General features: G+C 53.9%; 14 protein-coding genes. 11 read left to right on the forward strand and 3 right to left on the reverse strand.

The window, feature by feature from the left end; translation table 11 throughout:
• Positions 1-54 precede the first annotated feature (54 nt).
• The 3 genes from pflB to ycaO all read right to left on the reverse strand — a co-directional run bounded on the left by pflB (position 55) and on the right by ycaO (position 5,383).
• Positions 55-2,337, reverse strand: a complete 2,283-nt coding sequence (gene pflB / locus ACVWZ0_RS08170) for a formate C-acetyltransferase (protein WP_253454715.1) — start codon at positions 2,335-2,337, stop codon at positions 55-57.
• Between the two features lie 71 nt (positions 2,338-2,408).
• On the reverse strand, positions 2,409-3,266 hold the full coding sequence (gene focA / locus ACVWZ0_RS08175; RefSeq protein ID WP_253454714.1) for a formate transporter FocA: 858 nt from the start codon (positions 3,264-3,266) through the stop codon (positions 2,409-2,411).
• 359 nt (positions 3,267-3,625) lie between these two features.
• Complete coding sequence (ycaO, locus tag ACVWZ0_RS08180; protein ID WP_253454713.1) at positions 3,626-5,383, reverse strand: 30S ribosomal protein S12 methylthiotransferase accessory factor YcaO; 1,758 nt, start codon at positions 5,381-5,383, stop codon at positions 3,626-3,628.
• 307 nt (positions 5,384-5,690) lie between these two features.
• On the opposite strand from ycaO, the gene serC reads away from it, so the two are divergent.
• The 11 genes from serC to kdsB all read left to right on the forward strand — a co-directional run bounded on the left by serC (position 5,691) and on the right by kdsB (position 18,702).
• Positions 5,691-6,776 carry a 3-phosphoserine/phosphohydroxythreonine transaminase gene (gene serC / locus ACVWZ0_RS08185; protein WP_253454712.1) on the forward strand — a complete coding sequence of 362 codons (1,086 nt, stop codon included), beginning with the start codon at positions 5,691-5,693 and terminating at the stop codon, positions 6,774-6,776.
• A 78-nt stretch (positions 6,777-6,854) separates the two neighbouring features.
• A complete protein-coding gene (gene aroA / locus ACVWZ0_RS08190; protein WP_253454711.1) occupies positions 6,855-8,141 on the forward strand; it encodes a 3-phosphoshikimate 1-carboxyvinyltransferase in 1,287 nt (428 codons plus the stop codon).
• Between the two features lie 207 nt (positions 8,142-8,348).
• Positions 8,349-9,035: a (d)CMP kinase gene (gene cmk / locus ACVWZ0_RS08195; RefSeq protein ID WP_125288724.1), complete on the forward strand. Its 687-nt coding sequence runs from the start codon at positions 8,349-8,351 to the stop codon at positions 9,033-9,035.
• Positions 9,036-9,152: 117 nt separating this feature from the next.
• On the forward strand, positions 9,153-10,826 hold the full coding sequence (gene rpsA, locus ACVWZ0_RS08200; RefSeq protein WP_125288723.1) for a 30S ribosomal protein S1: 1,674 nt from the start codon (positions 9,153-9,155) through the stop codon (positions 10,824-10,826).
• A gap of 86 nt (positions 10,827-10,912) precedes the next feature.
• The gene (ihfB, locus tag ACVWZ0_RS08205) at positions 10,913-11,197 is read left to right on the forward strand and encodes an integration host factor subunit beta (RefSeq protein ID WP_013201528.1); all 285 of its coding nucleotides are present in this window, start codon (positions 10,913-10,915) and stop codon (positions 11,195-11,197) included.
• Between the two features lie 230 nt (positions 11,198-11,427).
• Positions 11,428-13,689 (forward strand): ComEC family protein, encoded by a 2,262-nt coding sequence (locus ACVWZ0_RS08210; protein WP_253454710.1) that lies wholly within the window; start codon positions 11,428-11,430, stop codon positions 13,687-13,689.
• Between the two features lie 36 nt (positions 13,690-13,725).
• Positions 13,726-15,474 (forward strand): lipid A ABC transporter ATP-binding protein/permease MsbA, encoded by a 1,749-nt coding sequence (gene msbA, locus ACVWZ0_RS08215; protein WP_253454708.1) that lies wholly within the window; start codon positions 13,726-13,728, stop codon positions 15,472-15,474.
• A complete protein-coding gene (gene lpxK, locus ACVWZ0_RS08220) occupies positions 15,471-16,451 on the forward strand; it encodes a tetraacyldisaccharide 4'-kinase (RefSeq protein WP_253454707.1) in 981 nt (326 codons plus the stop codon). The genes msbA and lpxK overlap by 4 nt, the downstream gene beginning before the upstream one ends.
• A 39-nt stretch (positions 16,452-16,490) precedes the next feature.
• Positions 16,491-17,696: a winged helix-turn-helix domain-containing protein gene (locus ACVWZ0_RS08225; protein WP_253454705.1), complete on the forward strand. Its 1,206-nt coding sequence runs from the start codon at positions 16,491-16,493 to the stop codon at positions 17,694-17,696.
• Positions 17,697-17,776: 80 nt separating this feature from the next.
• A complete protein-coding gene (locus ACVWZ0_RS08230) occupies positions 17,777-17,959 on the forward strand; it encodes a Trm112 family protein (protein ID WP_125288718.1) in 183 nt (60 codons plus the stop codon).
• The gene (kdsB, locus tag ACVWZ0_RS08235) at positions 17,956-18,702 is read left to right on the forward strand and encodes a 3-deoxy-manno-octulosonate cytidylyltransferase (RefSeq protein ID WP_253454703.1); all 747 of its coding nucleotides are present in this window, start codon (positions 17,956-17,958) and stop codon (positions 18,700-18,702) included. The genes ACVWZ0_RS08230 and kdsB overlap by 4 nt, the downstream gene beginning before the upstream one ends.
• Positions 18,703-18,781 lie beyond the last annotated feature (79 nt).

The following is an 18,781-nucleotide window of genomic DNA, read 5'->3' on the forward strand; positions in this document are numbered from 1 at the left end:
GAAGAAGAGGGCTGGCAAAGCAGGCTGGGCTCCGGCGAACCGGAGCCCTGAGGCTTACATCGTTTGCGTAAAGGTACGGGTAATCACATCCTGCTGCTGCTCTTTGGTCAGCGAGTTAAAACGCACCGCATAACCCGAAACGCGAATGGTCAGCTGAGGATATTTCTCAGGATTATCCATCGCTTCCAACAGCATTTCGCGATTCATCACGTTAACGTTCAGGTGCTGACCGCCCTCAATGCTGGATTCATGATGGAAATAGCCATCCATCAGACCGGCAAGGTTGGCTTTACGTACGTCGTCATCTTTACCTAACGCGTTTGGCACAATAGAGAAAGTGTAGGAGATGCCGTCTTTAGCGTAGGCAAATGGCAGCTTCGCAACGGAGGTAAGCGAAGCCACAGCGCCTTTCTGATCGCGGCCGTGCATTGGGTTAGCGCCTGGGCCAAAAGGTGCACCGGCACGGCGACCGTCTGGCGTGTTGCCGGTTTTCTTACCGTATACCACGTTAGAGGTGATAGTCAGCACCGACTGAGTCGGGACAGCATCACGATAAGTTTGCAGCTGCTGAATTTTCTTCATAAAGCGTTCAACAAGGTCACAGGCAATATCATCTACGCGTGAGTCATTGTTGCCGAACTGCGGATATTCACCTTCAATTTTGAAATCAACGGCCAGTCCATCTTCGTCGCGAATAGGGGAAACTTTGGCATATTTGATCGCGGAAAGTGAATCGGCAGCGACGGACAGACCGGCAATACCGCAGGCCATGGTGCGATAGACATCGCGATCGTGCAGCGCCATCAAAGAAGCTTCGTAGCTATATTTGTCATGCATATAGTGAATGATGTTCAGCGCGGTAACGTACTGTTTCGCCAGCCAGTCCATAAAGTGATCCATGCGATCCAGCACTTTTTCATATTCCAGCACGTCGTCCATCATCGGCGGATCTTTTGGGCCTACCTGCATTTTAAGTTTTTCATCCACGCCGCCGTTGATAGCGTAAAGCATGGTTTTAGCGAGGTTGGCGCGGGCACCGAAGAACTGCATCTGCTTGCCGACGATCATCGGGCTGACGCAACAGGCGATAGCATAATCGTCGTTGTTGAAGTCAGGACGCATCAGATCGTCGTTTTCGTACTGAACGGATGAAGTATCGATTGAAATCTTGGCCGCAAATTTCTTGAAGTTCAGCGGCAGTTTTTCAGACCACAGGATGGTCATGTTTGGCTCTGGCGAAGGACCCATAGTGTACAGGGTATTCAGGAAGCGGAAGCTGTTTTTGGTTACCAGCGTACGGCCGTCAACGCCCATACCGGCCAGCGATTCCGTTGCCCAGATTGGGTCGCCGGAGAACAGCTCATCGTATTCAGGCGTACGCAGGAAGCGCACCATACGCAGCTTCATCACCAGGTGGTCAATCAGTTCCTGTGCATCCTGCTCGGTGATTTTGCCCGCCTGCAGATCGCGTTCAATGTAGATATCCAGGAAGGTGGATACGCGACCAAAAGACATTGCCGCGCCATTTTGCGATTTAACGGCGGCCAGGTAGCCAAAGTAGGTCCACTGCACGGCTTCCTGCGCCGTTGTGGCCGGGCCGGAAATATCACAGCCATATTTGGCAGCCATTTCTTTAATCTGCTGCAGCGCGCGATGCTGGTCGGCGATCTCTTCACGCAGACGGATTGTCGCTTCAAGATTGACGCCATTTTCAAGATCGCTTTGCAGCGAGGCAAACTGGGCGAATTTATCTTTCATCAGCGCATCAATGCCGTAAAGCGCAACGCGACGGTAGTCGCCAATGATGCGGCCGCGGCCGTAGGCATCTGGCAAACCGGTAAGCACGCCGGACTTACGGCAGCGCAGAATATCCGGCGTATAAACATCGAATACGCCCTGGTTATGCGTTTTGCGGTACTCGGTAAAGACTTTTTTCAGGCCGGCGTCCAGCTCGCGTCCGTAAACTTTACAGGAGCCTTCCACCATCTTAATGCCGCCAAAAGGGATCAGCGCGCGTTTCAGCGGCGCTTCAGTCTGTAAGCCGACAATGGTTTCCAGTTTGCGGTCAATATAGCCAGCGTCATGGGAGGTAATAGTAGAGGCTAAATCGGTATCGAAATCGACCGGCGCGTGGGTGCGGTTTTCGAGCTTGATGCCCTCCATTACCTTATCCCACAGCTTAGTGGTCGCTTCAGTTGCGCCGCTCAGGAAGGATTCATCACCTTCATAAGGCGTATAGTTTTTCTGAATGAAGTCACGGACGTTGATGCTGTTCTGCCATTCGCCCTCTGCAAAGCCTGCCCAGGCAGCAGCCTGGTTTACATTTTGCTCGCTCATGTGATCACCTTTTCAATGAAGTTCTTTCGTTCCTGCTGCAGCACAGCAGGGCTTAATCCTGTTGTCGGCAATCAGTGATGATCGCCGTCCCGCAAATAGATAACCCAGTAGGTCAGGCCGACCAGCAATCCACCGCCAATAATGTTGCCAAGCGTCACGGGGATAAGATTGTCAACAATGAAGTTGCCTACTGTCAGACTGGAAAAGTGTGCTGCCGTGGTTCCCGTGGCCTGCCAGAACTCCGGTGCGGCGAAATCTTTAATAACGATCGCCATGGGGATAAGGAACATGTTGGCGATACTGTGCTCAAAACCACTGGCGACAAACATCGCTACGGGCAGCACCATCGACAGCATTTTGTCCGTCAGGCTGCGGCCGGAATAGCTCATCCAGACCGCCATGCAAACCATCAGGTTAGCGAGGGTGCCGAGGCAGACAGCTTCAATAAAAGTATGGTGCATCTTATGGTCAGCCGTTTGCAGAACATTTAACCCCCATGCACCATTTGCCACCATATACTGGCCGGCAAACCAGATCAGCCCGACAAAAAACATCGCGCCGAAGAAATTCCCTATATAGACATTGAGCCAGTTGCGCGCCAGCTGACCCCAGGTAATCCGTCCGCTGGCTTTAGCTACCATGGTTAACACGGTCGAGGTGAAAAGGTCGGCGCCGCAGACCACGACCAGCATCAGCCCCAGCGAAAAGCAGATGCCGCCAATAAGCTTCGCTACGCCATAAGGGATAGTTTCAGTCCCGGTTGTGGCCGTGATATAAAAAACAAACGCGATGGAAATAAAAACGCCTGCGGTAATCGCCAAAAAAAACGTGGTGAAGGGGTGCTTTTGAGCTTTATAGACACCGGCTTCCTCAGCGACTTTAGCCATTTCAGACGGTAAAAGTAAATCGAACGGATTGCCAGCTTTCACACTAACGTCTCCTGAAGTTTATCAACAACGAAATACTAACAAAGCAGTATAGGTGAGAAATTGATGTGGATCATATTGACGCCGGACATTGTCGGAACGAGTTAAAAAACAGGCGTGTCAGGTGAATTAATTTATTGATTTTATTAGTTAAAATTTATTTTAATTTATCTATTATTTTTTAAATAGCATCTGCTTTTCTGGTTAACAACTGCAATAAAATAGATCCCGAATAAATAAATTTTTTAATACCTGGAAATAAATAAACTACTTTTTATTAACCTTAAGAAAAATTAATGGATTAATTAGCGTTAAAACTGGCCCTGATAAAAGGCCCGCTTTTGTCGAGCGGGCCAAAAATATTATTTCCAGTAACGGCGTTTCGCCTGCTGCAGCTTTTCATAGGCAGCCAGCAGCGACTGATGAGCCGGGAAGGCCAGCAGCTCTTCATCCACGCTCTGCAACCCGTAGAAAGGCGCTTCACCGCTAATGGCGGCAGATGCCGCGTCTACGGCTTCCTGTCCATACATACGTACGAAAGCAGTATGATATTGCACAGGATCGCGTTCATCCTCAAGGCTCAACAGCAGCAGCGTTTGCAGACAGCGATAGTAGTTGGCGCGGGCGGGTGAAAACAGGGAGGCATTAAACTCCATAGTCCATTCCGTCCAGATCAGCGCCTGATCGATATCGCCGCCTGCCAGGGCCAGCATCGCTTTCAGCTCGCCGATACGCAGCGTGTACCAGCCGTTGTCTTTGCCTGTTGCCAGGCCCAGCAGCTCGCGTACGCGGGTAAAGTCGTCATGGCCGTCTTCGTCCAGGCGTTCAATCAGCGCCAGGTAATCCTCTTTTTCCCACTGGCTGTCGGGCAGTGATAACAGCGTATCGCGCAGGTAAGCGCCCATGCTGTTATTAGCCAGCAGCAAATCTTCCGCAGGATAGATATCTGACATGCCTGGCACAATGATACGGCAGGCATACACGTCCAGATGCTGATAGTCAGCAATATAGACTTCTTTATCTTCCGCTTTAAAGATGGCCATCAGCGTGGCGAATTCTTCCTGCGTGGTGCCTGCGAAGCTCCAGTCGACAAAAGGATAGTCCGCCTCGTCCTTGAACATATCCCAGGAGATCAGACCGCTGGAATCGATAAAGTGCGTTTCCAGATTAGCGTGCTCGGCGACTTCTTCATCATCAAAGGTTGGCGGCGTAAAGACATCCAAATCTTTCAGCCCGCGTCCCTGCAGCAGTTCTGTCACGGTACGCTCCAGCGCCACGCCAAAATCAGGATGCGCGCCGAATGAAGCAAAACAGGTACCGTTTTGCGGATTGAAGAGCACCACGCAAATAACCGGATAGTTGCCGCCCAGTGAAGCGTCGTAAGCGAAGATTGGGAAGCCTTCGGCTTCCAGTTTAGCAATGGACTCCACTACGCCCGGATAGCGGTTAAGCACCTCCTGCGGGATGGACGGCAGACTGATAGATTCGGCGATAATGCGGTTTTTGATATAGCGCTCGAAGACTTCAGAAAGGCCCTGAACGCGCGCTTCGTTGGCCGTGTTGCCTGCCGACATGCCGTTAGAGACGTAGAGGTTACCGATGATATTCATCGGAATATAAACCGTTTGCCCATCGGACTGACGCGTAAACGGCAGGCCGCAGATGCCGCGTGCGGCATTGCCGGACTGCAGATCGATCAAATCGCTGGCGCTAAGCGCCTGCTCAGGATCGTAAAACGCCTTCAGTCGCGCATCGAGAATGCCTTCCGGCAGGCTGTCGTCATCCGGCAGCGGAAACCATTTTTCGTCAGGATAATGCACGAAATCGCCGTTGGCGATCGCGTTACCTAACCAAAAATCAGCAAAGAAATAGTTGGTCGACAGACGCTCAAAATATTCACCCAATGCCGAAGCCAGCGCCGCTTTTTTGCTGGCGCCTTTACCGTTGGTGAAGCAGAGCGGGCAGTCGCGGTCGCGAATATGGACCGACCATACATGAGGAACCGGATTCAGCCAGGAGGCCTCTTCAATATGGAAGCCAAAATCCTGTAATTTTTGCTGAAAGCGTGCGATGGAATCTTCCAGTGCGGCGTCTTTGCCTGGAATATAAGTTTGCGTCATAGTGCCCACTCGTTTTTGGGTTGTGCCGAAAACGCGCCATGATACGGGGTTTCCCGGCCATTCGCTATCCGACGAACTGTTTTACCCGGCTATTGTGGCATTTTTGCCTGCGCAGATCGGCCATAAAAAAAGCTAACCGGAAGACGCCTCACAAAATATCGTGGTCACTATATTTCACGCTACAAGCTGTTGCGGCGCAGGCCGCATAACTGGTCGGCTGACCCGATTAAACATTGCAGCGCCAGGGTGGCAATGATAAAACCGGTAGCAGACTCGAAATCGATTGATCTGAAAGTGGTGAGGGGAAATGAGCCAGGTTTTCAATTTTAGCTCCGGTCCAGCAATGCTGCCGGTAGAAGTGCTACGTCGTGCCGAACAGGAACTCTGCAACTGGCAGGGTTCAGGAACTTCCGTGATGGAGATCAGCCACCGCAGCAAGGAGTTTACGCAGGTGGCCGTGGAAGCGGAAAAAGATTTTCGCGATCTGCTGAAAATCCCTTCAAATTACAAAGTATTATTCTGCCACGGCGGCGCGCGCGCGCAGTTTGCTGCCGTTCCGATGAACCTGTTGGGCAGCCAGAGTACGGCAGACTATGCCGACGGCGGCTACTGGGCGCACAGCGCGATTAAAGAGGCGGAAAAATACTGTACGCCTAACGTCATTGACGTGAAAACAACCGTTGACGGGCTGCGCGCTATTACGCCTATGAGCCAGTGGGCGCTTTCAGATGAAGCAGCCTATGTTCACTATTGTCCAAATGAAACCATTGACGGTGTTGCTATTAATGAAGAGCCGGACTTCGGCGATAAGATTGCTGTGGCCGATCTCTCTTCCACTATTCTTTCCCGTCCGTTGGATATTAACCGCTATGGCGTCCTTTATGCCGGTGCGCAGAAGAACATTGGGCCGGCTGGCCTGACGCTGGTGGTCGTACGTGAAGATCTGCTGGGCAAAGCCCAGAAAGCGCTGCCGTCAATCCTGGATTACACGGTATTAAACGAAAACGACTCCATGTTTAACACGCCGCCGACTTTTGCATGGTATCTTTCCGGCCTGGTCTTTAAATGGCTGAAAGAACAGGGCGGCGTAGCGGAAATGGACAAGCGGAATCAGGCTAAAGCCGATCTGCTTTACGGTATCATTGATAACAGTGATTTTTACCGTAACGATGTGGCTCACGCTAACCGCTCGCGCATGAATGTGCCTTTCCAGCTGGCTGATGCAGCGTTGGATAAGGTTTTCCTCGAAGAATCATTCGCGGCTGGCCTGCATGCGTTAAAAGGTCATCGTGCCGTAGGCGGAATGCGCGCTTCAATTTACAATGCTATGCCGCTGGCAGGCGTTAAAGCGCTAACCGAATTTATGACTGATTTTGAACGTCGTCACGGTTAATTAGCCGGTACGGTTTTGATAGTAAAACCTCGCCCGGTGCGGGGTTTTGTTGCATTTTATCTGGAGAAGAAGTCTCACATGCAGGAATCCCTGACTTTACAACCCGTCGCGCGTGTAGAAGGTACCGTTAACCTACCTGGTTCCAAAAGCGTCTCAAATCGCGCTTTGCTGCTCGCTGCGCTGGCAAAAGGCACTACTCGTCTGACCAACCTTCTGGACAGTGATGACGTGCGTCATATGCTGAACGCGCTAAAAGCGCTGGGCGTAAGCTTTACGCTTTCTGAAGACCGCACAGAGTGTGAAGTGACTGGTCAGGGCGGCCCTCTGCAGTCGACGCAGCCGCTGGAGCTTTTTTTAGGCAATGCCGGGACGGCGATGCGCCCGCTGGCCGCCGCGCTTTGCCTGGGTTCTAACGATATTGTGCTGACCGGAGAGCCGCGGATGAAAGAACGTCCGATTGGTCATCTGGTCGATGCGTTGCGCCAGGGCGGCGCGCAGATCGACTATCTTGAACAGACGGATTATCCGCCGCTGCATATCAAAGGCGGCTTCAGCGGGGGCGAAGTGGCCGTCGACGGTAGCGTCTCCAGCCAGTTCCTGACCGCACTACTGATGACCGCGCCGCTGGCTCCACAAAACACGACCATTGCCATTAAGGGCGAGCTGGTTTCAAAACCTTATATCGATATTACCCTGAACCTGATGCAGACCTTTGGCGTCACGGTAGAAAACGATAATTACGCTGTATTTCGTATCAGGGGCAACCAGAACTATACCTCGCCAGGCGATTATCTGGTGGAAGGCGATGCCTCTTCCGCCTCCTATTTCCTCGCAGCGGCCGCAGTCAAAGGCGGTACGGTTAAAGTCACCGGTATCGGTCGAAAAAGTATGCAGGGCGACATTCATTTTGCCGACGTGCTGGAAAAAATGGGCGCGGTTATTGAATGGGGCGACGACTATATCGCCTGCACGCGCGGCGAACTGAACGCTATCGATCTGGATATGAACCATATTCCGGACGCGGCGATGACTATCGCCACGGCGGCGCTGTTTGCCAAAGGCACTACGGTAATGCGTAATATCTACAACTGGCGCGTGAAAGAAACCGATCGTCTTGCGGCAATGGCGACCGAGCTGCGTAAAGTTGGTGCTGAAGTCGAAGAAGGGCATGACTATATTCGCATCACGCCGCCTGAAACTATTCAGTATGCTGAAATCGGCACCTACAACGATCACCGTATGGCGATGTGCTTCTCGCTGGTGGCCTTGTCTGCTACGCCAGTGACCATTCTCGATCCGAAATGCACGGCCAAGACCTTCCCGGATTATTTCGAGCAGTTTGCACGTCTCAGCCAGCCGGCATAACGAACGCCCCCGCTGCATAGCTGTGCAGCGGGTTGCGATCTGCTTCACGCTCCTGGCATTGGTTTCCTGGGAAATCCTTTTGCGGCTCTCGATTAATTTCAGCCCGTCTACGCTTAAGGGGTAACGATCGTCAGTAGAGCAGCGTATAATATGCGGCGTTATTTGCCTGAGCAGGTTAAGCAGGCATTCCACCAACAGGAGAACGACATGACGCCTATAGCCCAGGTGATCACCATTGATGGTCCAGGCGGAGCCGGTAAAGGGACCTTGTGCAAGGCAATGGCTGAGGCATTAAACTGGCATCTGTTGGATTCAGGCGCTATTTATCGCGTGCTGGCGCTGGCCGCGTTACACCATCAGGTAGACATGACTTCTGAAGAGGCGCTGGTCCCTATCGCGGCGCATCTGGATGTTCGCTTTGTGCCCAGCGATGGCGAGATGGAAGTCATCCTTGAGGGCGAAAACGTCTCAAGCGAAATTCGCACTCAGGATGTCAGCAATACGGCTTCGAAAGTCGCCGCTTTCCCGCGCGTACGTGAAGCGCTGCTGCGCCGTCAGCGGGGATTCCGGGAAGCGCCAGGCCTTATTGCGGACGGAAGAGATATGGGTACGGTGGTTTTTCCGGACGCCCAGGTAAAGATTTTTCTGGATGCCAGCCCTGAAGAGCGTGCGCATCGCCGTATGCTACAGTTGCAGGAGAAGGGCTTTAGTGTTAACTTTGAACGCCTTTTATCTGAGATAAAAGAGCGTGACGATCGCGATCGCAACCGTGCTATCGCACCGTTAAGACCGGCAGAAGACGCGTTAGTGCTGGATTCAACCAGCATGTCAATCGAGCAGGTGATTGAAACTGCTCTGAATTATGCGCGCGAAAAACTTTCTCTGCCGCAGTAGCATCGCAGAACCGATTTTTTTAACCCTTTGATATGGATATCACAGGGCATGTGAAACAACCCCACCCGGCAGGATGTCAGGTGGACGTTAAATTGAAGAATCCTGAAGATTATCAATATGACTGAATCTTTTGCTCAACTATTTGAAGAATCCTTAAAAACAATCGAAACCCGCCCGGGTTCCATCGTTCGTGGCGTTGTTGTCTCTATCGACAAAGACGTAGTTCTGGTTGATGCGGGTCTGAAATCTGAATCTGCAATTCCTGCAGAGCAGTTCAAGAACGCAGCCGGCGAACTGGAAATCCAGGTAGGCGACGAAGTTGACGTTGCTCTGGACGCAGTGGAAGACGGCTTCGGTGAAACCCTGCTGTCCCGTGAGAAAGCTAAGCGTCATGAAGCCTGGATCACGCTGGAAAAAGCTTACGAAGATGCTGAAACTGTTACCGGTGTTATCAACGGCAAAGTGAAAGGTGGCTTCACAGTTGAGCTGAACGGTATTCGTGCGTTCCTGCCAGGTTCCCTGGTTGATGTTCGTCCAGTACGCGACACGCTGCACCTGGAAGGCAAAGAGCTTGAATTCAAAGTAATCAAGCTGGATCAGAAACGTAACAACGTGGTGGTTTCACGTCGTGCGGTTATCGAATCCGAAAACAGCGCAGAGCGCGATCAGCTGCTGGAAAACCTGCAGGAAGGCATGGAAGTTAAAGGTATCGTTAAGAACCTCACTGACTACGGTGCATTCGTTGATCTGGGCGGCGTTGACGGCCTGCTGCACATCACTGACATGGCCTGGAAACGCGTTAAGCACCCAAGCGAAATTGTCAACGTTGGCGACGAAATCACTGTTAAAGTGCTGAAGTTCGACCGCGAACGTACCCGTGTTTCTCTGGGTCTGAAACAGCTGGGCGAAGATCCATGGGTCGCAATCGCTAAGCGTTACCCGGAAGGCACCCGCCTGACTGGTCGTGTAACCAACCTGACCGACTACGGCTGCTTCGTTGAAATCGAAGAAGGCGTTGAAGGCCTGGTGCACGTTTCAGAAATGGACTGGACCAACAAAAACATTCATCCGTCTAAAGTTGTTAACGTGGGCGATGTTGTTGAAGTTATGGTTCTGGACATCGACGAAGAACGTCGTCGTATCTCCCTGGGTCTGAAGCAGTGCAAATCTAACCCATGGCAGCAGTTCGCAGAAACCCACAACAAGGGCGACCGCGTTGAAGGTAAAATCAAGTCAATCACTGACTTCGGTATCTTCATCGGCCTGGACGGCGGCATCGACGGCCTGGTTCACCTGTCTGACATCTCCTGGAACGCTACCGGAGAAGAAGCAGTTCGTGAATACAAGAAAGGCGACGAAATCGCTGCTGTGGTTCTGCAGGTTGACGCAGAGCGCGAGCGTATCTCCCTGGGCGTTAAGCAGCTGGCAGAAGATCCGTTCAACAACTACATCTCTCTGAACAAGAAAGGTGCCATTGTTAACGGTAAAGTAACTGCAGTTGACGCTAAAGGTGCTACAGTTGAACTGGCAGACGGCGTTGAGGGTTACCTGCGCGCTTCTGAAGCTTCAATCGACCGTGTAGAAGACGCTACGCTGGTTCTGAACGTTGGCGACGACGTTGAAGCTAAGTTCACTGGCGTGGATCGCAAAAACCGCGTAGTGAGCCTGTCTGTTCGTGCTAAAGACCAGGCTGACGAGAAAGAAGCTATCAATACTGTTAACACCAAACAGGAAGAAGGCAACTTCTCTAACGCTATGGCTGAAGCATTTAAAGCAGCTAAAGGCGAGTAATTGCGTTTGCATCAGGGCGGCTTAAGCTGCCCTGAACCAGCCGTGATTGCCAAAGCTTTTTCCAACAGGGATTAACCGGAGGATTTATGACCAAGTCAGAACTGATTGAAAGACTTGCTGGCCAGCACTCTCATATTCCGGCGAAAGTCGTTGAGGATGCGGTAAAAGAGATGCTTGAGCACATGGCCACTACGCTGGCCCAGGGCGAACGCATCGAAATCCGGGGCTTCGGCAGTTTTTCTTTGCACTATCGCGCTCCCCGTACCGGTCGTAACCCTAAAACGGGTGACAAGGTTGAGCTGGAAGGTAAATACGTTCCGCACTTCAAACCGGGCAAGGAATTACGCGATCGCGCGAATATCTACGGCTAAGGTTTCGCATTACCACGCAATAAAACGACACTTCGGTGTCGTTTTTTTTTGCCTGCAGCATAGCTGGATCCAGTCCGATAGTGGATTAACCAGAGCCTCCTCGCAAACCCTGTATTGCTTTCTGCAACCTGATAAAAATGTTGCGCTACGTTTCTGAAGACTGAGAAATGCTGGCTGCGCCCGTAATGAAACCCCGTCAGACTTCCGTCATGCGTAACGGAGGTAGCATTATGTCCTGTAGCCTTAGCCGACTCTCGCTGTGGATGATTATCGCAGCGCTGCCGCTTTGTTGGTTGCGGGCGCTGCCTGATACAGCCGCCATCCAGCTTTTGCTGGGGCTGATTGCGCTCCTGTTGATAACCCGACAGCGCTGGTTAAGAGAAAGTGCCCTGGTTCTGCTGCTTTTTATCTGGGCCGTTATCCCGGCAAAAACGCTTCTACAACAAACCGCCTTTCTCTCAGCGGCTCCTGTTGAAGCCGTAGTGGGCATTGAACAGCTACAGCCGCAGTCGCAACGCGTCAAAATACGCATTGAAAGCGTGGCGGAGAAACGTCTTTTTCCACCTGTTTACGCCCTGATCGCTATACCGGGTACCCAAACGTTTTGTCCGGGCCAGCATTGGCGTATGAAGCTCAGGCTGCGGCCCGTGCATGCGCGCCTTAACGAGGGCGGCTTCGATGCGCAACGTTTCGCGCTGGCTGTCAGCACGCCGCTGACGGGCAGGGCGCTGACATGGCAGATTGTCGACAGCCGCTGTGGCTGGCGTGAAAAAGTCATGCAGAAAAGTCGTGACTATTTCGCCGCCTTGCCCTGGCATAGCGTTATCCTGGCGTTGACGTTTGGTGAACGTAGCGAACTAAGCAGCGAGACAAAAGCGTTGCTGAGGGAGACCGGGACGGCGCATTTGATGGCGATTTCAGGCATGCATATAGGCCTGGCTGCGAGCGTAGGCTGGCTGATAGCGCGAATTTTCCAGCCTTGCTTCCGCGCCAGCTGGATAGAGTATCGTTTTCCCCTGTTTAGCGGCATCGCGCTGGCGCTGATTTACTGCTGGCTTTCCGGCGGAAGCCCTCCGGCGCTGCGGGCGATAGTGGCGCTGCTTAGCTGGAGCCTGCTGCGCCTGAAGGGGCGTAACTGTAGCGGCTGGCAGGTTTGGCGGCTGTGTATCGGTGCTATTTTGTTTTTCGATCCCTTAAGCATTTTGTCGGACAGCTTATGGTTGTCAGCTGTTGCCGTCGCCGGGTTACTTCTCTGGTATCAATGGTTTCCGCTTTCCGGACGCTTTATCGGGAAAAAACGCTGGCTGCCGTTACAGCTGCTGCACTTACAGACCGGGCTGTTTTTATTATTGATGCCGCTACAGATCTTTATTTTTCACGGCGTGAGCGTCAGCGCGCTGCTGGCTAACCTGTGGGCAGTGCCGCTGGTCACGTTGCTTACGGTACCGCTGATCCTTGGCGCCGTTTTATCGCTGCCTGTCGCATCGCTAAGCCAGCTGCTCTGGTGGGCGGCGGATCGCTCATTGGCGCTGGTTTTTTATCCCTTACGGCAGCTGCCCGACGGCTGGCTTACCGTCAGCCAGCAGGCATTATGGCTCAGTCCCGTGTGCCTGCTGCTGCTCTTTGCCTGGCGCTTTCACTGGTGGCGAAGTTCCCCTTTTACGCTGGCCAGCTTATGTCTGGCGCTGCTGTGCTGGCGGCTGCACGTCAGGCAGCCAGAGTGGCGTATGGATATGCTGGATATCGGTCATGGACTGGCCGTAGTAATTTCGCAGCGGGGAAATGCGGTTGTGTATGATACCGGCAACAGATGGGCAGGGGGCGACGCGGCCTCAAGCCAGATTATTCCCTGGCTTCGCTGGCAGGGCATAAGCCTACAACACATTATCTTAAGCCACGGCCATCTCGACCATATCGGCGGCCTGGAAAGCCTGCACAAGGCGTTTCCCGCAGCGAAAATCCACAGCGATTTGGGCGTATCGGGACATTTACCCTGCTATCAGGGCCAAAACTGGCGCTGGCAGACGTTAAATTTTCAGGTTCTCTGGCCGGAGCGACCGCAGAAAGAGCACGGTAATAATCAGTCCTGCGTCGTAATGGTGACGGATGGTAAATGGCGGGTTTTGCTGACCGGGGATATTGAGACGCCCGCAGAGCTACAGCTTGTCAGGCGCTATGGCGAAGCGTTACGGGCGGATCTATTACAGGTGCCGCATCACGGTAGTGGAACGTCGTCTTCGCCGCCCCTGCTGCGAAGGGTGGCTGGCCAGGCCGCGCTGGCTTCCGCTGCCCGCTATAGCGCCTGGAAGCTACCGGCGGAAAGGATAATTACCCGCTATCTGAAGAACAATTACAGCTGGTACGACACGGCTGTGGCAGGGCAAATCAGCGTAGAATTTTCTAAGGATAACTGGCGTGTTTTAAGCTTAAGAGCGCAAATAATGCCCCGTTGGTACCATCAGTGGTTTGGCGTAACACGTTATTCCAGTTAGAATGAGCGGCTATTTCAATTGGAAGCTGGTTAACACATGCATCAGGACAAAGATCTCTCCACCTGGCAGACCTTTCGACGCCTCTGGCCGATGATCAAACCCTTTAAACCGGGGCTGGCCGTCTCCTCCGTTGCTCTTATTATTAACGCAGCGGGCGACGTGCTGATGATGTCCTTACTTAAGCCGCTGCTGGACGATGGTTTTGGTAAAGCGGACTCCTCCGTACTGGTCTGGATGCCCCTCGCCGTTATCGGCCTGATGCTGGTACGCGGCATATCAAGCTATATCTCAAGCTACTGCATCTCCTGGGTATCGGGGAATGTGGTGATGTCGATGCGTCGGCGTCTTTTCAGCCATATGATGGGGATGCCGGTCGCTTTCTTCGATCAGCAATCTACCGGCACGTTGCTGTCGCGCATTACTTATGATTCCGAACAGGTCGCCTCATCGTCTTCCAGCGCGCTGGTAACGGTAGTGCGCGAAGGCGCATCCATTATCGGCCTGTTTATTATGATGTTTTACTACAGCTGGCAGCTGTCGCTAATCCTGATCCTGCTGGCGCCGGTCGTCTCCTTTGCAATCCGTATGGTGTCAAAACGCTTTCGTAATATCAGCAAAAGCATGCAAAACACCATGGGCCAGGTGACCACCAGCGCAGAACAGATGCTGAAAGGGCATAAAGAAGTGCTGATCTTTGGCGGACAGCAAATCGAAACCCAGCGTTTTGACCGCGTCAGCAATCGGATGCGTCAGCAGGGGATGAAACTGGTTTCCGCTTCTTCCGTGTCCGATCCTATTATTCAGCTTATCGCTTCGCTGGCGCTGGCTTTTGTTCTGTATGCTGCCAGCTTCCCAAGCGTAATGGCAACGCTGACACCGGGCACGATTACCGTCGTCTTTACCTCTATGTTTGGTTTGATGCGCCCGCTGAAATCGCTGACGAACGTTAACGCCCAGTTCCAGCGCGGCATGGCCGCCTGCCAGACGCTTTTCTCCATTCTCGACAGCGAGCAGGAAGTTGATACGGGCACGCGCGTGATTGAGCGCGCTCGCGGCGATGTGGAGTTCCGCAATGTGACCTTTACCTATCCGGGACGCGAAACGCCTGCGCTGCATAATATCAACCTGGCGATCCCGGAGGGCAAAACCGTTGCGCTGGTGGGACGGTCTGGATCGGGTAAATCCACGATTGCCAGCCTGATGACGCGTTTTTACGATATCCAGCAGGGCGAAATTCTGATGGATGGTCACGATCTGCGTGAATATACGCTCAGCTCGCTGCGAAATCAGGTCGCTTTAGTCTCGCAAAACGTGCATCTGTTTAACGACACGGTAGCCAATAATATCGCCTACGCCCGCAACGAGCAGTACAGCCGGGAAGATATCGAAAAAGCGGCAACGATGGCGCACGCTATGGACTTTATCAGTAAAATGGATAACGGCCTGGATACGGTCATCGGTGAAAATGGCGTGCTGCTTTCCGGCGGCCAGCGCCAGCGTATTGCCATTGCCCGCGCGCTGCTGCGTGACTGTCCGATCCTGATCCTGGATGAGGCTACTTCCGCGCTGGATACCGAGTCGGAGCGCGCTATTCAGTCAGCGCTGGATGAGCTGCAAAAAAACCGTACCTCGCTGGTTATTGCGCATCGCCTCTCCACTATTGAAAAGGCAGATGAAATCGTTGTGGTTGAGGATGGCCATATCGTGGAGCGCGGCAGCCATACCGAGCTGTTAGCGCGCCAGGGTGCCTATGCTCAGCTTCATAAAATGCAGTTTGGTCAATGATTGAGCGCCTCTGGAGCGGTCGGTCCGGCCTCTGGCGGCTGCTGCTGCCGTTCAGCTGGCTGTACGGGCTGATCACCAGCCTGATCCGCTTTAGCTATCGTCAGGGCTGGCGAAAGGCCTGGCGCGCGCCGGTGCCCGTGGTCGTGGTCGGGAATCTGACGGCTGGCGGCAACGGCAAAACGCCGGTGGTGATTTGGCTGGTGCAGGCACTGCAGCAGCGTGGTCTGCGCCCCGGCGTGGTATCCAGAGGCTACGGCGGTAAAGCGGAAGCTTATCCGCTGGTGCTTGATGGCAATACGACCACTAGCGAGGCGGGTGATGAACCGATACTGATCTATCGCCGCACCGGCGCGGCGGTGGCCGTTTCACCCCGCCGTAAAGACGCCGTGCAGGCGCTGCTGGCGCAGGGCGAGGTGGATATTATTATCACCGACGACGGCCTGCAGCATTACGCGCTGGCCAGAGATTTTGAAATAGTCGTTATTGATGGTCAGCGTCGATTTGGCAACGGCTGGTGGCTGCCGGCCGGTCCAATGCGCGAGCGGGCATCACGCCTGCAAACGGTGGACGCGGTCATTACTAACGGCGGCGCGGCGCTGGCTGATGAAACAGCGATGCGCCTGACGCCCGGCCTTGCTGTCAATCTGCAAACCGGCGAAACCCGCCCTGCGGCATCGCTTGGCGACGTGGTCGCTATGGCAGGTATCGGTCATCCGCCGCGTTTTTTTGCCACGCTGCGTCAGCTGGGCGTTATCCCGATTAAGGAAGTCTCTTTCGCCGATCACCAGGCCTACAGCGAGGCGCAGCTGGCCCCGCTGGCGACTGCACACCAGGCGCTGCTGATGACGGAGAAGGATGCGGTTAAAGCCAGCCGCTTTGCCGCGGCTAACTGGTGGTATCTGCCGGTGGACGCGGCGCTGCCGACGGATCGGGCTGACGCGCTGCTGAACCGCATTATTGCCCTTACGCAAAAATAACTCGCTAAACTGAATGCACTATGTGAATACAGGTGCATTATGTCGATTTCTCTCTCACTAATTCAGGCCCGCCATATTCATCTTGCCGCTCAGGGGCTGCTTCGTCCGTCGCAGCGCAAAGCACGATTTACCGATCTGCTTAATTGCGTGCGGCAAATGTCTCTGCTGCAAATCGACACTATCCATGTAGTCGCCCGCAGCCCTTATCTGGTGCTGTTCAGCCGACTTGGCGACTATCCGTCCGCGTGGCTGGAAGAGGCGTTGGCTACCGGCAGGCTGTTTGAATACTGGGCGCATGAGGCCTGTTTTATTCCTGCTGAGGATTATCCGCTGCTGCGCCACCGTATGCTTTCGCCGCAGGCTATGGGCTGGAAATATAACGGGGAGTGGGCCGCGACGCGGCAGCAGGAGGTCGCGCAGCTGCTGGCGCATATCAAAGATCACGGGCCGGTAAGATCGGCCGACTTCGCCGCGCCGCCGGGCCAGCAGTCCGGCTGGTGGGCGTGGAAACCGCACAAGCGCCATCTGGAAAACTTATTTACCGCCGGGGAATTGATGGTGGTCGAACGGCGTAATTTCCAGCGGGTTTATGACCTTCGTCAGCGGGTGCTGCCGGAATGGGATGATGCGCTGCACGCGCTGGAAGAGAAAGAGGCGGTCAGGCAAATGTTGTACAACAGCGCGCAAAGTCTGGGGCTTTTCCGGGCCGAGTGGCTGGCAGATTACTATCGGCTGAAGCGTGCGCCGGTAAAAGAGCAGCTGGCAGAGTGGATTGAGGCGGGCACGGTAGTGCCGGTGGAGGTCGAAACGTTAGGGCAGTGCTATCTCCATCACTCACAGCTGCCGATGCTGGAGCAAAAAAGCCAGGCCACGCATACTGCGCTGCTGTCGCCTTTCGATCCGGTGGTGTGGGATCGCAAGCGGGCGCTGGAACTGTTTAACTTCGCCTATCGTCTGGAGTGCTATACGCCGGAAGCGAAGCGGCAGTATGGCTACTTTGTTTTGCCGATACTGCATCGCGGCGCGCTAAAAGGGCGGCTGGATGCCAAAATGCAGCGCAAAGAAAAAGTTTTGCTGATCAGGCAACTGTGGCTGGAGCCGGGCGTGAGGATCACCGCCGGGCTGCTGACCGATCTTCAGCAGGCCATCAGCCGTTTTGCCCGCTGGCAGGGCGCGCAAAAAGTACATCTGCTAAACCTGCCTGCGGAACTGGCCGCGATCTGGCCAAAAGAATGGGCGCTTTAAGCCGACGGGGAGGTTAACCGCTCAACCGCGAGCTATGATATTCTAACGTTCTGTCTGATCGGATCCACCAGGGAGACACCATGGATCATCGTTTGCTTGAAATCGTTGCTTGCCCGGTTTGTCACGGTAAGCTGTATTACAATAAAGATCGTCAGGAACTTATCTGCAAGCCTGACGGGCTGGCTTATCCGGTGCGCGACGGCATCCCCGTTCTGCTTGAAACGGAAGCGCGCTCGCTGACGCTGGAAGAGACGCATCCATGAGTTTCGTCGCTATTATTCCGGCGCGCTACGCTTCCACCAGGCTGCCCGGAAAACCGCTGGTCGATATCCACGGCAAGCCGATGATCGTGCATGTTATGGAACGCGCGCGTGAATCAGGAGCCGAGCGCGTGATTGTCGCTACGGATAATAATGACGTCGCGCGTGCTGTAGAAGCAGCGGGCGGCGAAGTTTGCATGACGCGAGCCGATCATCAGTCCGGCACGGAAAGGCTGGCCGAGGTGATTGAGAAATACCGTTTCCCTGACGAGACGGTGATCGTCAACGTGCAGGGCGATGAGCCGATGATCCCGCCGGTCATCATTCGGCAGGTAGCGGATAATCTGGCGAAAAGCAGCGTAGGTATGGCGACGCTGGCGGTACCAATCGAGTCAGCGGAAGAAGCGTTTAACCCTAACGCCGTGAAGGTGGTCAGGGATGCGCAGGGCAACGCGCTCTATTTTTCGCGCGCGACCATTCCGTGGGACCGCGAGCGGTTTGCCGTCTCGCAGCAGGCGATTGGCGATCATTTTCTGCGCCATATCGGCATTTACGGCTATCGTGCCGGCTTTATCCGCCGCTATGTCAGCTGGCAGACCAGCCCGCTGGAGCAGATTGAGCTGCTCGAACAGCTGCGGGTACTGTGGTACGGCGAAAAAATCCATGTTGACGTGGCGCAGGCCGTTCCGGGCGCGGGTGTTGATACGCCGGAAGATCTGGAACGCGTGCGGGCAGCCATGCAGTAACTATTTTCAGGGCCGGCAGCGGCCCTGGTTCTCTGCTTCTTGCTATTACCAGGAAAAAAACGGCAATCCGACTTCGCTT

The organism is Erwinia sp. TECH1 (assembly GCF_054057575.1).